11 protein-coding genes are annotated in these 14,442 nt (G+C 51.3%); 7 read left to right on the plus strand and 4 right to left on the minus strand.

The features are described from left to right. Window positions 1-841: 841 nt before the first annotated feature. Both SFC07_RS03035 and SFC07_RS03040 read right to left on the minus strand, forming a co-directional pair. A complete protein-coding gene (locus SFC07_RS03035) occupies window positions 842-1,957 on the minus strand; it encodes a glycosyltransferase (RefSeq protein WP_411206765.1) in 1,116 nt (371 codons plus the stop codon). A gap of 346 nt (window positions 1,958-2,303) precedes the next feature. Continuing rightward, complete coding sequence (locus SFC07_RS03040) at window positions 2,304-3,470, minus strand: nucleotide sugar dehydrogenase (RefSeq protein WP_411206766.1); 1,167 nt, start codon at window positions 3,468-3,470, stop codon at window positions 2,304-2,306. A gap of 604 nt (window positions 3,471-4,074) precedes the next feature. On the opposite strand from SFC07_RS03040, the gene lpdA reads away from it, so the two are divergent. The 3 genes from lpdA to ybaK all read left to right on the plus strand — a co-directional run bounded on the left by lpdA (window position 4,075) and on the right by ybaK (window position 7,105). After that, complete coding sequence (gene lpdA / locus SFC07_RS03045; protein ID WP_411206767.1) at window positions 4,075-5,484, plus strand: dihydrolipoyl dehydrogenase; 1,410 nt, start codon at window positions 4,075-4,077, stop codon at window positions 5,482-5,484. A gap of 136 nt (window positions 5,485-5,620) precedes the next feature. After that, the gene (locus SFC07_RS03050) at window positions 5,621-6,547 is read left to right on the plus strand and encodes a UTP--glucose-1-phosphate uridylyltransferase (RefSeq protein WP_411206768.1); all 927 of its coding nucleotides are present in this window, start codon (window positions 5,621-5,623) and stop codon (window positions 6,545-6,547) included. Window positions 6,548-6,607: 60 nt separating this feature from the next. Beyond that, window positions 6,608-7,105 (plus strand): Cys-tRNA(Pro) deacylase, encoded by a 498-nt coding sequence (gene ybaK / locus SFC07_RS03055; protein ID WP_411206769.1) that lies wholly within the window; start codon window positions 6,608-6,610, stop codon window positions 7,103-7,105. Between the two features lie 31 nt (window positions 7,106-7,136). On the opposite strand, the gene ramB is transcribed toward ybaK, so the two are convergent. Further along, on the minus strand, window positions 7,137-8,561 hold the full coding sequence (gene ramB, locus SFC07_RS03060; protein ID WP_411206770.1) for an acetate metabolism transcriptional regulator RamB: 1,425 nt from the start codon (window positions 8,559-8,561) through the stop codon (window positions 7,137-7,139). 423 nt (window positions 8,562-8,984) lie between these two features. Here ramB and SFC07_RS03065 point away from each other — a divergent pair, with 423 nt between their 5' ends. The 4 genes from SFC07_RS03065 to SFC07_RS03080 all read left to right on the plus strand — a co-directional run bounded on the left by SFC07_RS03065 (window position 8,985) and on the right by SFC07_RS03080 (window position 12,955). Continuing rightward, entirely contained in the window at window positions 8,985-9,758 is a 774-nt protein-coding gene (locus SFC07_RS03065) for a succinate dehydrogenase cytochrome b subunit (protein WP_411206771.1), read from the plus strand. 19 nt (window positions 9,759-9,777) lie between these two features. Beyond that, window positions 9,778-11,790, plus strand: a complete 2,013-nt coding sequence (locus tag SFC07_RS03070) for a fumarate reductase/succinate dehydrogenase flavoprotein subunit (protein ID WP_411206772.1) — start codon at window positions 9,778-9,780, stop codon at window positions 11,788-11,790. Further along, entirely contained in the window at window positions 11,790-12,539 is a 750-nt protein-coding gene (locus tag SFC07_RS03075) for a succinate dehydrogenase/fumarate reductase iron-sulfur subunit (RefSeq protein WP_411206773.1), read from the plus strand. The genes SFC07_RS03070 and SFC07_RS03075 overlap by 1 nt, the downstream gene beginning before the upstream one ends. Window positions 12,540-12,625: 86 nt before the next feature. Then, window positions 12,626-12,955 (plus strand): hypothetical protein, encoded by a 330-nt coding sequence (locus tag SFC07_RS03080; protein ID WP_411207026.1) that lies wholly within the window; start codon window positions 12,626-12,628, stop codon window positions 12,953-12,955. A 432-nt stretch (window positions 12,956-13,387) separates the two neighbouring features. Here the strand turns inward: SFC07_RS03080 and SFC07_RS03085 are convergent, their stop codons facing one another. Further along, window positions 13,388-14,374: a winged helix DNA-binding domain-containing protein gene (locus SFC07_RS03085; RefSeq protein WP_411206774.1), complete on the minus strand. Its 987-nt coding sequence runs from the start codon at window positions 14,372-14,374 to the stop codon at window positions 13,388-13,390. Window positions 14,375-14,442: the final 68 nt, after the last annotated feature.

Consider the following 14,442-nt stretch of genomic DNA (forward strand, 5'->3'; position numbering starts at 1 on the left):
ACCCATGCTGGTTTCAGAGTGTCTACCAAACGGGGGTTAGCTTTTATTGACCTCAAAGCGGTCACCGAGGAGGCTTTACGCGAGTACAAGCAATTTTGGCTACCGCTGTATCCAAATCCGACGCAGTGAACCCGTACATTTTTACTTAGAGGGTGCGTATGAGGGAGGTATTTCGGTATCAGCACTCCACATGGCGGACTTTGATCAGTGAGCATGTGGGTACGCAGTCGACGTCGGGGAGGGCCAACCATTATGATAATGCAGTGATAGAGAACTTCTTCGATGATCCTCAAAGTAGAAAGGTGTTATGGTGAATATTTCGTCATTGGATGCCCTTTTGTGAGGTAGATGATGTATAAGTGCTAAAAAATATACGCATCAAACAACGAATAAAGGATCTGACTTCGCTGCAATATCAGAGTTAGACCCTTGAGCCTCAAGTTGTAACTAATCGGTCTAACTCAACTTCGAAGACAGGTTCGGAGCCTCTGGGGTTTAAGTATCCGGTTCAACTGCGTTCTGGGGTTAGTTGGCCATACGCCAAAGTCTAGTCAGCTGGTTCGTGTTGCAATGTGGTCGTTGAGTATGCGATGGTTAACAAGGAGGCGACGGAAGTCGAACCTCGCTATTTGCGTTAATAGTGGATATAGATCTTAACTTTAACATCCAATCGAGTTCCACAGATCTACTTATTTACATTTGCCATCTTCCTGCCACAGATCGTTTGTTCACAAGCAGGCTAGTTAATAAGCAGGCTATTTAATAAGCAACTAAAAAGGAACTGTTCTATGGAATCTGACTTTTATGTATGACTCACACAAACGAAGAAAGTTATGTTGAATTAGTGAATTTTACTCTTGTAAATGTTTGAGAGGCGAGTCGCTGAATCACGAGAATCATAGCCAGCGTCCCTTAGTATCTGAGCCCCCTTTTCGTTTCTGTGAAATGCGATTTCATTCATCTTGGCAGCCCATTCTTCTATAGGATCCTCCAAATCTTTGAAATTTACTAGATCCTTAACCACACAAGACTCAAGTGGAACTCCAGCGCTTACCAAGGCAGATAACCCATTAGCTTGTGATTCTAATAAAGTCAGGGGAAGGCCTTCTGAAATTGATGGCAAAAGTAGAATGTCGGCGACATTATAAAAGTTCGTGACATCTTCCCTTTGGCCGAGGATCCTAACGTTTTCTTCAATACCTAGTTTTTCAACTAGTTTTTCAGTATCTTCTCGAGTTGGTCCGTCTCCAATTAAGAGGAGAATTGAGTTAGGTTGTAGCTCTAAGAACTTTGCGAAGATCTCAATTAGAAATTTGTGGTTCTTAACTTCAATAAACCTTCCTACGTGCAATAGAATTGGGGAATCGATTTTAATTTCTAAGGATTCACGCATGGAAATTCTTAGTGAGTCATTGAACTTAAATTTGGAAATATTAATTCCATTATTTATTAGTTGAAAGTCTTTGCCACGGAAGAACGTTTTCCCTGCTTCAGTACCGCAAGACATGCGAAGAGTGCAAAAGTTTGAGATCATTGCTCGAGTTAAACAGACATACGCTTTTCTTGATAAACTCGCCCCCAACTCATTTCGGGTACTATGGGAATGAATGATTCTGACTGGAACCTTTTCGAGCGCTGCAGCTAAAAGTACAATGCTGGAAGCAAGATAAAGATGAGTATGTACTATTTCAATGTCATAGGTGCGGATGATTTTGCGAATTGATTTAACGTAACTATAAACCCCCACTTCCGTAATACTGGGAATATTGATAATTTTTCCTCCGAGCCTATTTACTTCTTCTGCGTGATCCCATTTTCGGTTGCCATGACACAAGAAAATGAATTCAACTTGGCTAGAGTCGGTATTTCGAAGAACTTCCATCAGAAATGATTGGATACCTCCGATGTTCATACCTCCAACGACGTGAAGTACTGAAATGGGTGAAGACTCCTTCAAGATTCCTCCTAGTATTAAGGGGCAGTTTTAAGCTGTATGCCCGTCTCGAAATGATGGGTTGTTGAAGTTACTAATTTATCGAAAAATGGTTGCGACAATATTGTCGGCCGGTATTAATGAAGCGTCGCTATTCTTTTATCTCCGACCATGATTTTCTTTCCCCTCATCGTCTCGGAGAGTAAAATTCGCATTATCTACTCCGGTTGGGTGGTTGATGGAGAATTTTTTTCCCTGTACAAGGTGACGAAAATGGGGGGTATGAGCTGTCCAAATATTGCTCAAGGTAGAAAAGGGAGCGTACGCTCTTGAGCGTAACTGTAACCTTGCGTCGATGAGCTAACGGGGCTTAATCTCGATTAAAGAGATCACGGGTGTACACTTTTTCGGAGACATCTGAAATTTCCGAGGTAGGACGATTTGCGACGATAATATCGCTTTTCGCTTTAAATTCCTCTAGGTTCTTAAAAACCTTCGAGTGATAAAATTCGTCTACCTCTAAGTTTGGTTCGTAAATAACTACTTCAACACCTTTGGCTTTAATTCGTTTCATTATGCCTTGAATGGAAGAGGAACGGAAGTTGTCTGAACCAGACTTCATTACCAGCCGGTAAATGCCTACAGTCTCGGGTTCTCGGCGAAGAATGTCGTCTGCAATAAAGTCTTTACGGGTCCGATTTGCGTCAACAACGGCAGAAATAAGATTCTGTGGAACATTGTTGTAATTTGCCAAAAGCTGCTTTGTATCCTTTGGTAGACAGTATCCACCATATCCGAAAGAAGGGTTGTTGTAGTGGGAGCCAATTCTTGGGTCTAGTCCGATGCCTTGAATGATTTGTTTGGTGTTTAATCCGCGCATGGCGGTATAGGTGTCTAATTCATTAAAGAATGCTACCCGAAGGGCGAGGTAGGTATTTGCAAAAAGCTTGATAGCTTCCGATTCAGTGGAACCCGTAAGTAGGATTGGAACTTCGTCTATTTCCGCGCCTTCTTTAAGGAGGTTGGCGAAGGTTTCTCCATCTACTGAGTTGTCTCCGACGACAATTCGGGATGGATAGAGGTTATCGTAAAAAGCGTGCCCTTCTCGTAGGAATTCAGGGGAGAAGATGATCTTTGCTTCCGGATATGTTCCGTTTAACCCTTCAGTGTAACCAACTGGAATTGTAGATTTAATGACGATCCGCGCAGCTGGATTAACTGACAAAATTGCTTCAATTGCGCTTTCTACGCTGCTTGTATCAAAGAAGTTATTGTCTGGATCATAATTGGTGGGGGTAGCAACAATCGCGAAATCCGCATCAGCGTACGCCACCTCAGGGTCAGTGGTTGCGGCTAAATTGGCGGGCTTTGTTGAAAGGTACTCCTCTAGTTCTTTGTCAACAATTGGGGATTTAAAGTTATTTACTAGGTCAACGCGGACTTCGTTAATGTCGAGGGCTACTACGTTGTGGTTCTTGGATAGCAATGCTGCATTTGAAAGTCCGACATATCCTAGACCGGCTACTGCAATTTTCACGAGATACTACCTCCGAATAATAAATTTTAAGGTAAATTTAGATAATCTGTTCTATTTATCTGGCAAAGCATATTTATCATACCCGTCCTTTTGGTTACTGTCGCAGGGAAATGAGTTTTCTTGGAGATGATTACTCAATCGCTGCTGAAAGGGTGAGAGTGACATGGTAATAAAGGAGGGTTAGTGCTGAATTTCTGGGAATTAGACTTTAAAGTTAACGTTTTTGGATAGAATAACGTTTAGTTAGATAGTGATCTTGAGCGTGTGGCTATACACGTTTGGAAAACCCTGCATTTATGGTCAAGTTAATATTAAATAAACCTCTGGAGGAAAACTGTGGAATTTCTAGAACCTATTATCTTCTTCATTAACACTATTCTCGGTTATGGACTTCATGCTGGTTCCTCTGTCACCAGCAACCTTTCTCACACTATCGGGTTGTTCTAAGCTTTCCGATTGTTGGTAGAAATCCCCGTATGGACATCATGGAAAATGATGTCCATACGGGGATTTCTACCAGTATTGCCCCTTATCTAGTGTGGTTCTTTCCATCTAGTCACCCACGTGCACGACAATACGAAGCTAAACACGTATTCTTGAATACGTGACTGAACATTATGACGTTGTTGTACTCGGCGCTGGCCCCGGTGGCTACGTTGCCGCCATCCGCGCAGCCCAGCTAGGCAAGAAAGTTGCCGTAATTGAGAAGCAGTACTGGGGCGGTGTTTGCCTAAATGTTGGCTGCATCCCTTCCAAGTCTCTTATCAAGAACGCTGAGGTTGCCCATACCTTTACTCATGAGAAGAAGACCTTCGGCATTAACGGTGAAGTGACTTTCAACTATGAGGACGCGCATAAGCGTTCCCGTGGTGTCTCCGACAAAATCGTCGGTGGCGTTCACTATCTAATGAAGAAGAACAAGATCACCGAAATCAACGGTCTCGGATCCTTCAAGGATGCAAAGACCATTGAAATCACCGAGGGGGCAGATGCCGGCAAGGTTGTTACCTTCGACGACTGCATCATCGCAACCGGCTCTGTAGTAAACACCCTTCGTGGTGTTGAGTTCTCCGAGAACGTCGTGTCCTACGAAGAGCAGATCCTGAATCCTGTTGTTCCAAAGAAGATGGTTATCGTCGGTGCCGGCGCTATCGGCATGGAATTCGCTTATGTTCTTGGTAATTACGGCGTTGACGTAACTGTTATTGAATTCATGGACCGCGTCCTTCCAAACGAAGATCCTGAGGTCTCCAAGGTTATCGCTAAGGCTTATAAGAAGTTCGGCGTTACCTTGCTTCCAGGCCACGCTACCACCGCAGTGCGTGACAATGGCGATTCTGTTGAAGTTGATTACCAGAAGAAGGGCTCAGACAAGACTGAGACGATTACTGTTGATCGCGTCATGGTCTCCGTTGGTTTCCGTCCTCGCGTTGAGGGCTTTGGCTTGGAGAACACCGGCGTTAAGCTCACCGAGCGTGGCGCAATTGATATCGATGACTTCATGCGCACCAACGTTGATGGTATCTACGCTATCGGCGATGTCACTGCAAAGCTGCAGCTTGCGCACGTTGCTGAAGCTCAGGGTATTGTTGCTGCTGAGACCATTGCCGGTGCAGAGACCCAGGCCCTGGGCGATTACATGATGATGCCTCGCGCAACCTTCTGTAACCCGCAGGTCGCTTCCTTCGGTTACACCGAAGAGCAGGTTAAGGAAAAGTGGCCAGATCGTGAGATCAAGGTTGCTTCCTTCCCATTCTCTGCAAATGGTAAGGCTGTTGGACTGGCGGAAACCGATGGTTTTGCTAAGATCGTCGCCGACGCTGAATTTGGGGAACTACTTGGTGCACACCTTGTAGGAGCCAATGCATCCGAGCTGTTGAACGAGCTTGTTTTGGCTCAGAACTGGGATCTCACCACCAACGAGATCGCACGCAGCGTTCACATCCACCCAACTTTGTCTGAGGCTGTTAAGGAAGCAGCTCACGGCATTGCTGGTCACATGATTAACCTCTAATTCACACACATTGGAAAGCCTGATTATCTTCGGATAATCAGGCTTTCTCAATTTAACCGTGTTAAAGTGGTTATCTTCACAGCTCCTCCTGAATCTTTGAAGAGAAATTCTCAGAATCTTCGGTATCGTAATGGAAATGAATTTACCGATTAGTGAGCACAGCAATGCCGTAAAAACGGTTATCGTTCCAGCTGCTGGAATGGGCACTCGATTTTTGCCTGCGACCAAGACCGTTCCTAAAGAACTTCTTCCCGTTGTGGATACTCCAGGCATTGAACTAATCGCAAAAGAGGCATCGGATCTAGGTGCAACCCGCCTGGTTATTATTACCGCTCCAAATAAGCAGGGCATTCTCAAACACTTTGATAGCTTCCCAGAGCTGGAAGCAACCCTAGAAGCTCGTGGCAAGACTGAACAGCTGGCAAAGGTTCGTGCAGCCGCCAACCTAATTCAGACTGTTCCCGTAGAACAAGACCAGCCTTTGGGGCTTGGGCACGCTGTCGGCCTGGCAGAAGCAGTACTGGATCATGATGAAGATGTTGTTGCTGTCATGCTTCCCGACGATCTGGTGCTTCCTTTTGGCGTAACGGAGAGGATGGCTGAGGTTCGCGCAAAGTTTGGCGGCTCAGTCCTGGCGGCCATTGAGGTAGACGATGATGAGGTTTCAAACTACGGCATCTTCGAACTCGGTGAGATTGATGCAGAATCTGAAAGTGAAGGCATTCGCAGCGTTGTAGGAATGGTGGAAAAACCGGCACTGACAGATGCGCCTTCTCACTATGCAGCAACCGGCCGGTATCTCTTGGACCGCGCAATCTTTGACGCGCTGCGCCGCATTACCCCGGGGGCAGGTGGAGAATTGCAGCTCACCGATGCTATCGCGCTGCTGATCTCTGAAGGCCACCCAGTTCACATTGTGGTTCATGAGGGTAAACGCCATGATCTGGGTAATCCTGCAGGCTATATTCCAGCGGTGTTGTACTTTGGGTTGCGCCATGAGGAATATGGCCCGCATATTCTTCGGGCTGCAAAAGAGATCATCTCTGAATTCGAGGCGGAATAGCAGAAATCGCCCTTACCTAAAGGTAAGGGCGTTTTTCTCATGCGTTTAGAATTATATGTTATGGCTAAGAAAGTCGACAATAGTTCAGCTACCCCCGCGCTGATCAAACTCACAGAAATGGGGATTTCCTACGATTTGGATATCCACGATGTGGATCCAAAATCGGCTAAGGGTTTTGCCCTGGACTCTGCAGAAACCATGGGTGTGGACCCAGATCAGGTGTTTAAAACTCTCATGGCGGAAGTTGATGGGGAGCATGTAGTTGCCATTGTTCCTGCTAGTAGCACCTTGAACCTCAAGCAGCTGGCTCGTGCTGCCAAAGGCAAGCATTCTGCAATGATGGATCGTAGTAGGGCACAGGTGGTCACCGGTTATGTACCTGGAGGGATCTCACCCATTGGGCAAAAACACCCCCATAGGGTGTTTTTGGATGAATCTGCCATCCTGCAGGACTGCATCTATGTGAGTGCAGGGCGGCGTGGATGGTCGCTCATTATCGCCCCGGATGACGTACTGGCCGCTACGGGCGGCCAGTACGCGGACATTGCCGATCACTAGGCGGACGAGGCGAGCGTCGAAAAGCACCCCTTTAGTAAGGCGCAATCGTCGACTCATGCGCATCGATGCTGATGCGCCCATGCACTGAGGGGAATGCGCGCTGGGCGCAGTTCTCGCGGGTGCACACGCGGCAGCCGGAACCGATGGGGGTAGCAGTAGAGAGATCCTGCAGGTTGAAGCCACGCGAATAGACAGTTCGATCCGCGTGGCGGGCCTCGCAACCAAGGCCGATGGCGAACATCTTATCCACCTCACCATAACGCGCCTCGTGGTGTCGCACAGTGCGCGAAATCCACAGGTAGTTGCGCCCATCGGGCATCTGCGCAAATTGGCGCAGCACCTGGCCGGGGTTGGTGAAGGTCTCAAAAACATTCCACAGCGGGCAAGTTCCGCCGTAGTGGGTGAAGTGGAAGCCGGTGGCGGACTGGCGCTTGGACATATTGCCGGCGCGGTCCACACGCACAAAGGTAAATGGAATGCCGCGCAGATTGGGGCGCTGCAGGGTGGAAAGGCGGTGCGCGGTGGTCTCATAGCCAACGCCAAAAAGCTGGCCTAAGAACTCGATGTCATAGCCGGATTTCTCGGCTTCGGTGTGGAAGATCTGATACGGCAGCATTACGGCGGCGGCAAAGTAGGAAGCCACGCCACGGATCGCCAGGGTGCGGGCCTCCGGTGTGGACCAAATGCCATCATCCACAATGCCTTCAATGAGGTCATTGGCCTCCAAATAGCCCAGCTCAGTGGCCATGCGGAAGGCCTTTTGTCCCGGGCTTAGACGCGCGTGCACGGTAAGCAGCCGGGTCTCCGGATTGAAGTGGTGCAGCACGCCGGACTCCTCCTTGGAGGTCACGATTTTTACATCGTGGTCCAGCTGCAGCCGGCGGGAAATGGAATCCTCCATGGCGCGCGCATCATAGGGCTGCCAGCCCAGCTGCGCGGCAATAGCCTCCGCGCGGCGGTCAAGGGCATCAAAGTAATTCTGGCGCGCATAAATAAAATCGCGCACCTCCTCATGCGGCATACTCACAGCCTCCGCGATGGGGCGACGCTCCTCAGGCGTGTTATTGCGGTTATCCACCGCGATGGAAAGCTTGTCACGCACATTGCGGTAGCGCTGGTGCATCTCCACCATTGCGCGTGCGAGCTGCGGATGGTTGTACACCATCTCCGAAAGCTCCTGCAGTTCCACATTTGCCGGATTGATCTCACGGTCCAGCATGACATCCTGGACCTCGGCGAGCAGCCGGGAATCATCATCGCGGGAAAAGAAGGTAGCGTCCACGCCAAAGGCCTCAGTGATGCGTAGCAGCACCGGCACCGTCAGCGGACGCACATCATGTTCAATCTGATTGACATAGCTGGCCGATAGCCCCAGCGTAGCCGCAAGCGACGCCTGGCTGAGGTCTCTTTCCCGGCGCAGTTGGCGCAGCCGGGACCCCACATAAGTCTTTCCCATGACCTGACTATAGCGTGATGGCCGTCACCTTAACCAGTCTTGGCATTAAGGTATTGCAAACTTGTGGATTTCTACGGCGCTGAGCGCGCCTAAAACCGCGCTTTTCGACGCACCCCAGGTGGGTGTGGAAAAGCAGCATTTTGGGATCTAATCTTTTGGTTGATATCAAACGGGGTTAAAAAACTCCCCCGGCGGGAATCTTGTGAGCAAGCTCACTTACTTGGGTGATTGTTGAAAAAACCTCTTGTTTTCGCAGGTAGATTCACCTCAATTATATGGGCGCCAAATGACACTGAAGTAAGGCTAACCTAAAAGGTCTTGAGAATGGTGGATAAACGGCACTTTGGGGGAGGTGGGGGAGCGCGTTATGACTAGTGGACTAACCCTGCTCAGAAGTAGAGTGACTACGACACTGGAGGTGCCATGACTGTTAGAAATCCCGACCGTGAGGCAATCCGTCACGGAAAAATTACGACGGAGGCGCTGCGTGAGCGTCCCGCATATCCGACCTGGGCAATGAAGTTGACCATGGCCGTAACCGGCCTTATTTTCGGTGGCTTCGTTCTTGTGCACATGATCGGAAACCTGAAAATCTTCATGCCGGACTACGCAGCCGATTCTGCGCATCCGGGTGAACCACAAGTAGACGTCTACGGCGAATTCCTGCGCGAGATCGGTGCTCCGATCTTCCCGCATGAGTCCATTCTGTGGATCCTGCGCATTGTGCTGCTCGTTGCACTGGTTCTGCACATTTACTGTGCATTCGCCCTGCACGGCCGCTCAAGCCAGTCCCGCGGCAAGTTCCGCCGTACCAACCTGGTTGGTGGCTTCAATTCCTTCGCAACCCGCACCATGCTGGTTACCGGAATTGTGCTGCTCGCCTTCATCATCTTCCACATCCTCGACCTGACCATGGGCGTTGCACCTGCAGCATCCCAGTCCTTCGAGCATGGCGAAGTTTATGCGAACATGGTTGCTTCCTTCAGCCGCTGGCCGGTAGCAATCTGGTACATCATTGCCAACCTAGTTCTCTTTGTCCACCTGTCTCACGGCATCTGGCTCGCCGTTTCTGACCTTGGCATCACTGGCCGCCGCTGGAGGGCAATCCTGCTCGCAGTTGCGTACATCGTTCCTGCCCTGGTTCTGATCGGCAACATCACGATCCCATTCGTCATCGCAGCCGGCTGGATTAGCTAGGTAAAGGTAGGAATATTTAATGAGCATTATCTCTGAAACCACCCCACGCCCAGAATTTAAGCACCCGGTATCCATCCTCCCTGAGGTTTCCGCAGGTACTGTTCTGGACTCCGCTGAACCAGCTGGTGTTCCAACCAAGGACATGTGGGAGTACCAAAAAGACCACATGAACCTGGTCTCCCCACTTAACCGCCGTAAGTTCCGCGTTCTTATCGTGGGCACCGGCCTCTCCGGTGGCGCTGCAGCTGCAGCCCTTGGCGAGCTCGGCTACGACGTTAAGTCCTTCACCTACCACGACGCACCTCGCCGTGCGCACTCCATTGCTGCACAGGGTGGCGTTAACTCTGCCCGCGGCAAGAAGGTGGACAATGACGGTGCATACCGCCACGTCAAGGACACCGTTAAGGGTGGCGACTACCGCTGCCGTGAGTCTGACTGCTGGCGTCTAGCCGTTGAATCCGTGCGCGTTATCGACCACATGAACGCCATTGGCGCTCCATTTGCTCGTGAATACGGCGGAACCTTGGCAACCCGTTCCTTCGGTGGTGTGCAGGTCTCCCGTACCTACTACACCCGTGGACAAACCGGACAGCAGCTACAGCTTTCCACCGCTTCCGCACTGCAGCGCCAGATTCACCTCGGCTCTGTAGAGATCTTCACCCATAACGAAATGGTTGATGTCATCATCACCGAGCGTGATGGACAGAAGCGCTGCGAAGGCCTGGTTATGCGCAACCTGATCACCGGCGAGCTCACCGCTCACACCGGTCACGCAGTTGTGCTGGCAACCGGTGGTTACGGCAACGTCTACCACATGTCCACCCTGGCGAAGAACTCCAATGCATCCGCAATCATGCGTGCATATGAGGCTGGTGCATACTTTGCATCCCCATCCTTCATTCAGTTCCACCCAACCGGCCTGCCTGTGAACTCCACCTGGCAGTCCAAGACCATCTTGATGTCCGAGTCCCTGCGTAACGACGGACGCATCTGGTCCCCTAAGGCTCCAAACGACGATCGCGATCCAAACACCATCCCTGAGGATGAGCGCGATTACTTCCTGGAGCGCCGCTACCCAGCATTCGGCAACTTGGTTCCACGCGACGTGGCATCTCGTGCGATCTCCCAGCAGATCAACGCCGGCCTTGGTGTAGGGCCACTCCACAACGCCGCATACCTGGACTTCCGCGACGCCACCGAGCGCCTTGGCCAGGACACCATCCGCGAGCGTTACTCCAACCTCTTCACCATGTACGAAGAGGCCATTGGTGAGGATCCATACTCCACCCCAATGCGTATTGCTCCTACCTGCCACTTCACCATGGGTGGCCTGTGGACCGACTTCAATGAAATGACCTCCATCCCAGGTCTTTTCTGCGCCGGCGAAGCATCTTGGACCTACCACGGTGCAAACCGTCTGGGTGCAAACTCCCTGCTCTCCGCATCTGTTGATGGCTGGTTCACCTTGCCATTCACCATCCCTAATTACCTCGGCCCATTGCTGGGTACTGAGGTTCTGGCAGAGGATGCACCGGAAGCTCTTGCAGCAATCGAGCGCGCTCAGGCTCGCATCGATCGCCTCATGAACATCCATGGCGACAACCCACACGGACCTGATTACTACCACCGCCAGCTCGGCGATATCTTGTACTTCTCCTGTGGTGTGTCCCGTAACATCAAGGATCTTCAGGACGGCATCAACAAGATCCGTGCCCTCCGCGAAGATTTCTGGAAGAACCTGCGCATCACCGGTAGCCCAAATGAGATGAACCAGGTTCTCGAGTACGCAGCACGCGTTGCTGACTACATCGACCTTGGCGAGCTCATGTGTGTCGACGCCCTCGACCGCGACGAGTCCTGTGGTGCACACTTCCGCGACGATCACCTCTCCGAGGACGGCGAGGCTGAACGTGACGACGAAAACTGGTGCTTCGTCTCCGCTTGGGAACCAGGCGAGAACGGTACCTTCGTGCGACACGCAGAACCACTGTTCTTCGAGTCCATCCCACTGCAGACAAGGAACTACAAGTAATGAAACTAACACTTGAGATCTGGCGTCAGGCAGGCCCTACTGCGGAAGGCAAGTTCGAGACCGTACAGGTTGACGACGCCGTTCCACAGATGTCCATCCTGGAACTGCTTGACCACATTAACAACAAGTTCATCGAAGAAAACAAAGAGCCATTCGCCTTTGCTTCTGACTGCCGCGAAGGTATTTGCGGTACTTGTGGTCTCCTCGTAAACGGCCGTCCACACGGCGCTGACCAGAACAAGCCTGCTTGTGCACAGCGTCTGGTTAGCTACAAGGATGGCGATACCCTGAAGATTGAGCCACTGCGTTCCGCAGCGTACCCAATCATCAAGGACATGGTTGTTGACCGTTCCGCTCTGGACCGCGTCATGGAGCAGGGTGGCTACGTCACCATCAACGCTGGTACCGCACCAGATGCTGATACCCTCCACGTCAACCACCACACCGCTGAGCTTGCTCTCGACCACGCAGCCTGCATTGGCTGTGGCGCTTGTGTAGCTGCTTGTCCTAACGGTGCAGCTCACCTCTTCACCGGTGCCAAGTTGGTTCACCTCTCCCTGCTCCCACTGGGTAAGGAAGAGCGCGGACTGCGTGCCCGTAAGATGGTTGATGAAATGGAAACCAACTTCGGTCACTGCTCCCTTTACGGCGAGTGTGCCGATGTTTGCCCTGCAGGCATCCCACTGACCGCTGTGGCAGCTGTCACCAAGGAACGTGCGCGTGCAGCTTTCCGTGGTAAAGACGACTAGTCTAAAATCTAAGTAAGTTTTCCACAGGCTGAACATTCTCTTTGAGAATGTTCACAACTGTTCAACAAGAAAGACGAGTGAACGCCATGTCCTCCGCGAAGAAGAACACCGCCCCGGAGCGTATGCATTACATCCAGGGATATGTACCAGTGAGCTACAACGCTCCACACTCCTCCCTGGATCGCTCCTCCACCTGGTTGGGAATGGGCCTGCTTTTGGCCTCCCTCGCCGGTATTGGTGCAGTGCTCTTCGGAATCGGCGCTAACAGCGTCGGCCAACAGCAGGACAATTGGGACACCTACACCATCATTGGCGTCGTCTTTGCAGTTGTTTGCATTGTGCTCGGAACTGCCCTAATCATGAAGGGCCGTGCTGGCTACAAGGCATACCTCAAGGAAACCGGTCGCTCCCAGTAAATGCCTTGTAAATAAGGCCTGCTGATTGAGCAGCACCTCCGAAAACACCCTCTCGCTCTAGATTTTCTAGGGAGAGAGGGTGTTTTCATTGGCTTTGTTGGAGAGCGGATTCCGAGGGTAGCCAAAAAGAAGCCCGCTGCACTTGGCTTAAGTGCAGCGGGTGATCTCAATGTTTACAGTTTTTAACCTGTCTTCTGAGGTCACTTTATCTGAAAGGTCGCTCAAACAGAAGTTTCGGATTCACGAGCTCGGAAAGGCCTCCAAAAATGCAAGAAACCTCGGATTCACCCACTCTTTCCGAGCATGTGAATCCGAGGTCTGGCCTGGTAAAGGGGAAGAGGTCGGATTCTAAAAGGCGGATTCACTCGAATTCTTCGGATTCAGGGCTCCTTCCGACTTCGTGAATCCGACTTCTACCCAAGTCCCAAAAACCTAAACCGGCAGCGCCTCGCCCTGCACAACCTTGAATGGCTTAAACACTCCATTTTTACCAGGCCCAATGCTAAACAAGTGCTCTGAATCCATCAGGTGGCTGCGGTCGGTATAGGAGAGCAGGTACTCATCAAATGCGGGCAAGGTGAGCTCAGGCTCCAATGCAGCCTTTACCTCAGCGTCAGTAACAGAATCAGCCCAGGCTGGGATCCACATGTCCTCGTCATTTGGCCCGGTGACCTGCAGGATTTCCCCGCCATCAGCCAGGAAAGAAATACCTGGCTTTAATTCGCTGAGGTTAAGGCCAGACCACCACTGCAAATCCTTCAGTGTGGCAGCACCGCGGGAGTAGAAGTAGCGGCGGACCATCTCAATAAGTGCTTCTTCGCCACGAAGTCCTAGGGAAAGTGTGCAAATGGAATCCAGCAGTACAAAGGTATCCTCGCCATCAACTGGTGGGCCCTGGACAATCTCGCCCTCGCCACCAAAGTGACGCAAAAGGTGCTGGCCACGGTACTCACCGGGATCGATATCTACGGAACGGAATAGTTCATAAGCGCGGCTTCTAGGCACAGGGGCACCTGCCGCGTGTTCGGTGAGCACCTCGCGCGCGCGGTGGACGGCGGCGTCGTCAAGCCCAAGTTGGCTACGGCGCTTGGCGGAGGCGGCCAGGATGCGTGGGGAACACAGCAGTGTCATCCAGCGGACGTCTTCGGCGGCTAGGATTTGGTGGGTGCCGCGTTGGGTCCAACTGCGGATGAGCAGGGAGTTCTCTAGCGCGGTGGCGGCGGTGCCGGGGTGGTGGGAGCGGATATCTAAGGCGATTAGCGCGGAATCACGCTGCTGCGCCTGGCTGGCCAGCATGTGCTTGGCAGCGCCCACGGCGGTATCCATAACGTCCGTGCGGGTGAGGGCGGAGGAGGGGGCGAGGAGCTGGGCAATAAGGCGCAGCGCGCGCACCTGATCGGTTGAAAGTGAGACACTCATATCCCCGAAATTACCCTGATTCTTGGCTGCATTATGCATTCATGTACGGGTGACAGTACATAATGGGC

This window comes from Corynebacterium callunae, assembly GCF_046592015.1.
Taxonomy (GTDB): Bacteria; Actinomycetota; Actinomycetes; order Mycobacteriales; family Mycobacteriaceae; genus Corynebacterium; species Corynebacterium callunae_A.

Bases quoted from the DNA above. Each gene is read 5' to 3' on its own strand.
- SFC07_RS03075 (WP_411206773.1), top strand. From the start codon at position 11,790: ATGAAACTAACACTTGAGATCTGGCGTCAGGCAGGCCCTACTGCGGAA.
- SFC07_RS03085 (WP_411206774.1), bottom strand. From the start codon at position 14,374: ATGAGTGTCTCACTTTCAACCGATCAGGTGCGCGCGCTGCGCCTTATT.
- SFC07_RS03065 (WP_411206771.1), top strand. From the start codon at position 8,985: ATGACTGTTAGAAATCCCGACCGTGAGGCAATCCGTCACGGAAAAATT.
- SFC07_RS03050 (WP_411206768.1), top strand. From the start codon at position 5,621: ATGAATTTACCGATTAGTGAGCACAGCAATGCCGTAAAAACGGTTATC.
- ybaK (WP_411206769.1), top strand. From the start codon at position 6,608: ATGGCTAAGAAAGTCGACAATAGTTCAGCTACCCCCGCGCTGATCAAA.
- SFC07_RS03080 (WP_411207026.1), top strand. From the start codon at position 12,626: ATGTCCTCCGCGAAGAAGAACACCGCCCCGGAGCGTATGCATTACATC.
- ramB (WP_411206770.1), bottom strand. From the start codon at position 8,561: ATGGGAAAGACTTATGTGGGGTCCCGGCTGCGCCAACTGCGCCGGGAA.
- SFC07_RS03070 (WP_411206772.1), top strand. From the start codon at position 9,778: ATGAGCATTATCTCTGAAACCACCCCACGCCCAGAATTTAAGCACCCG.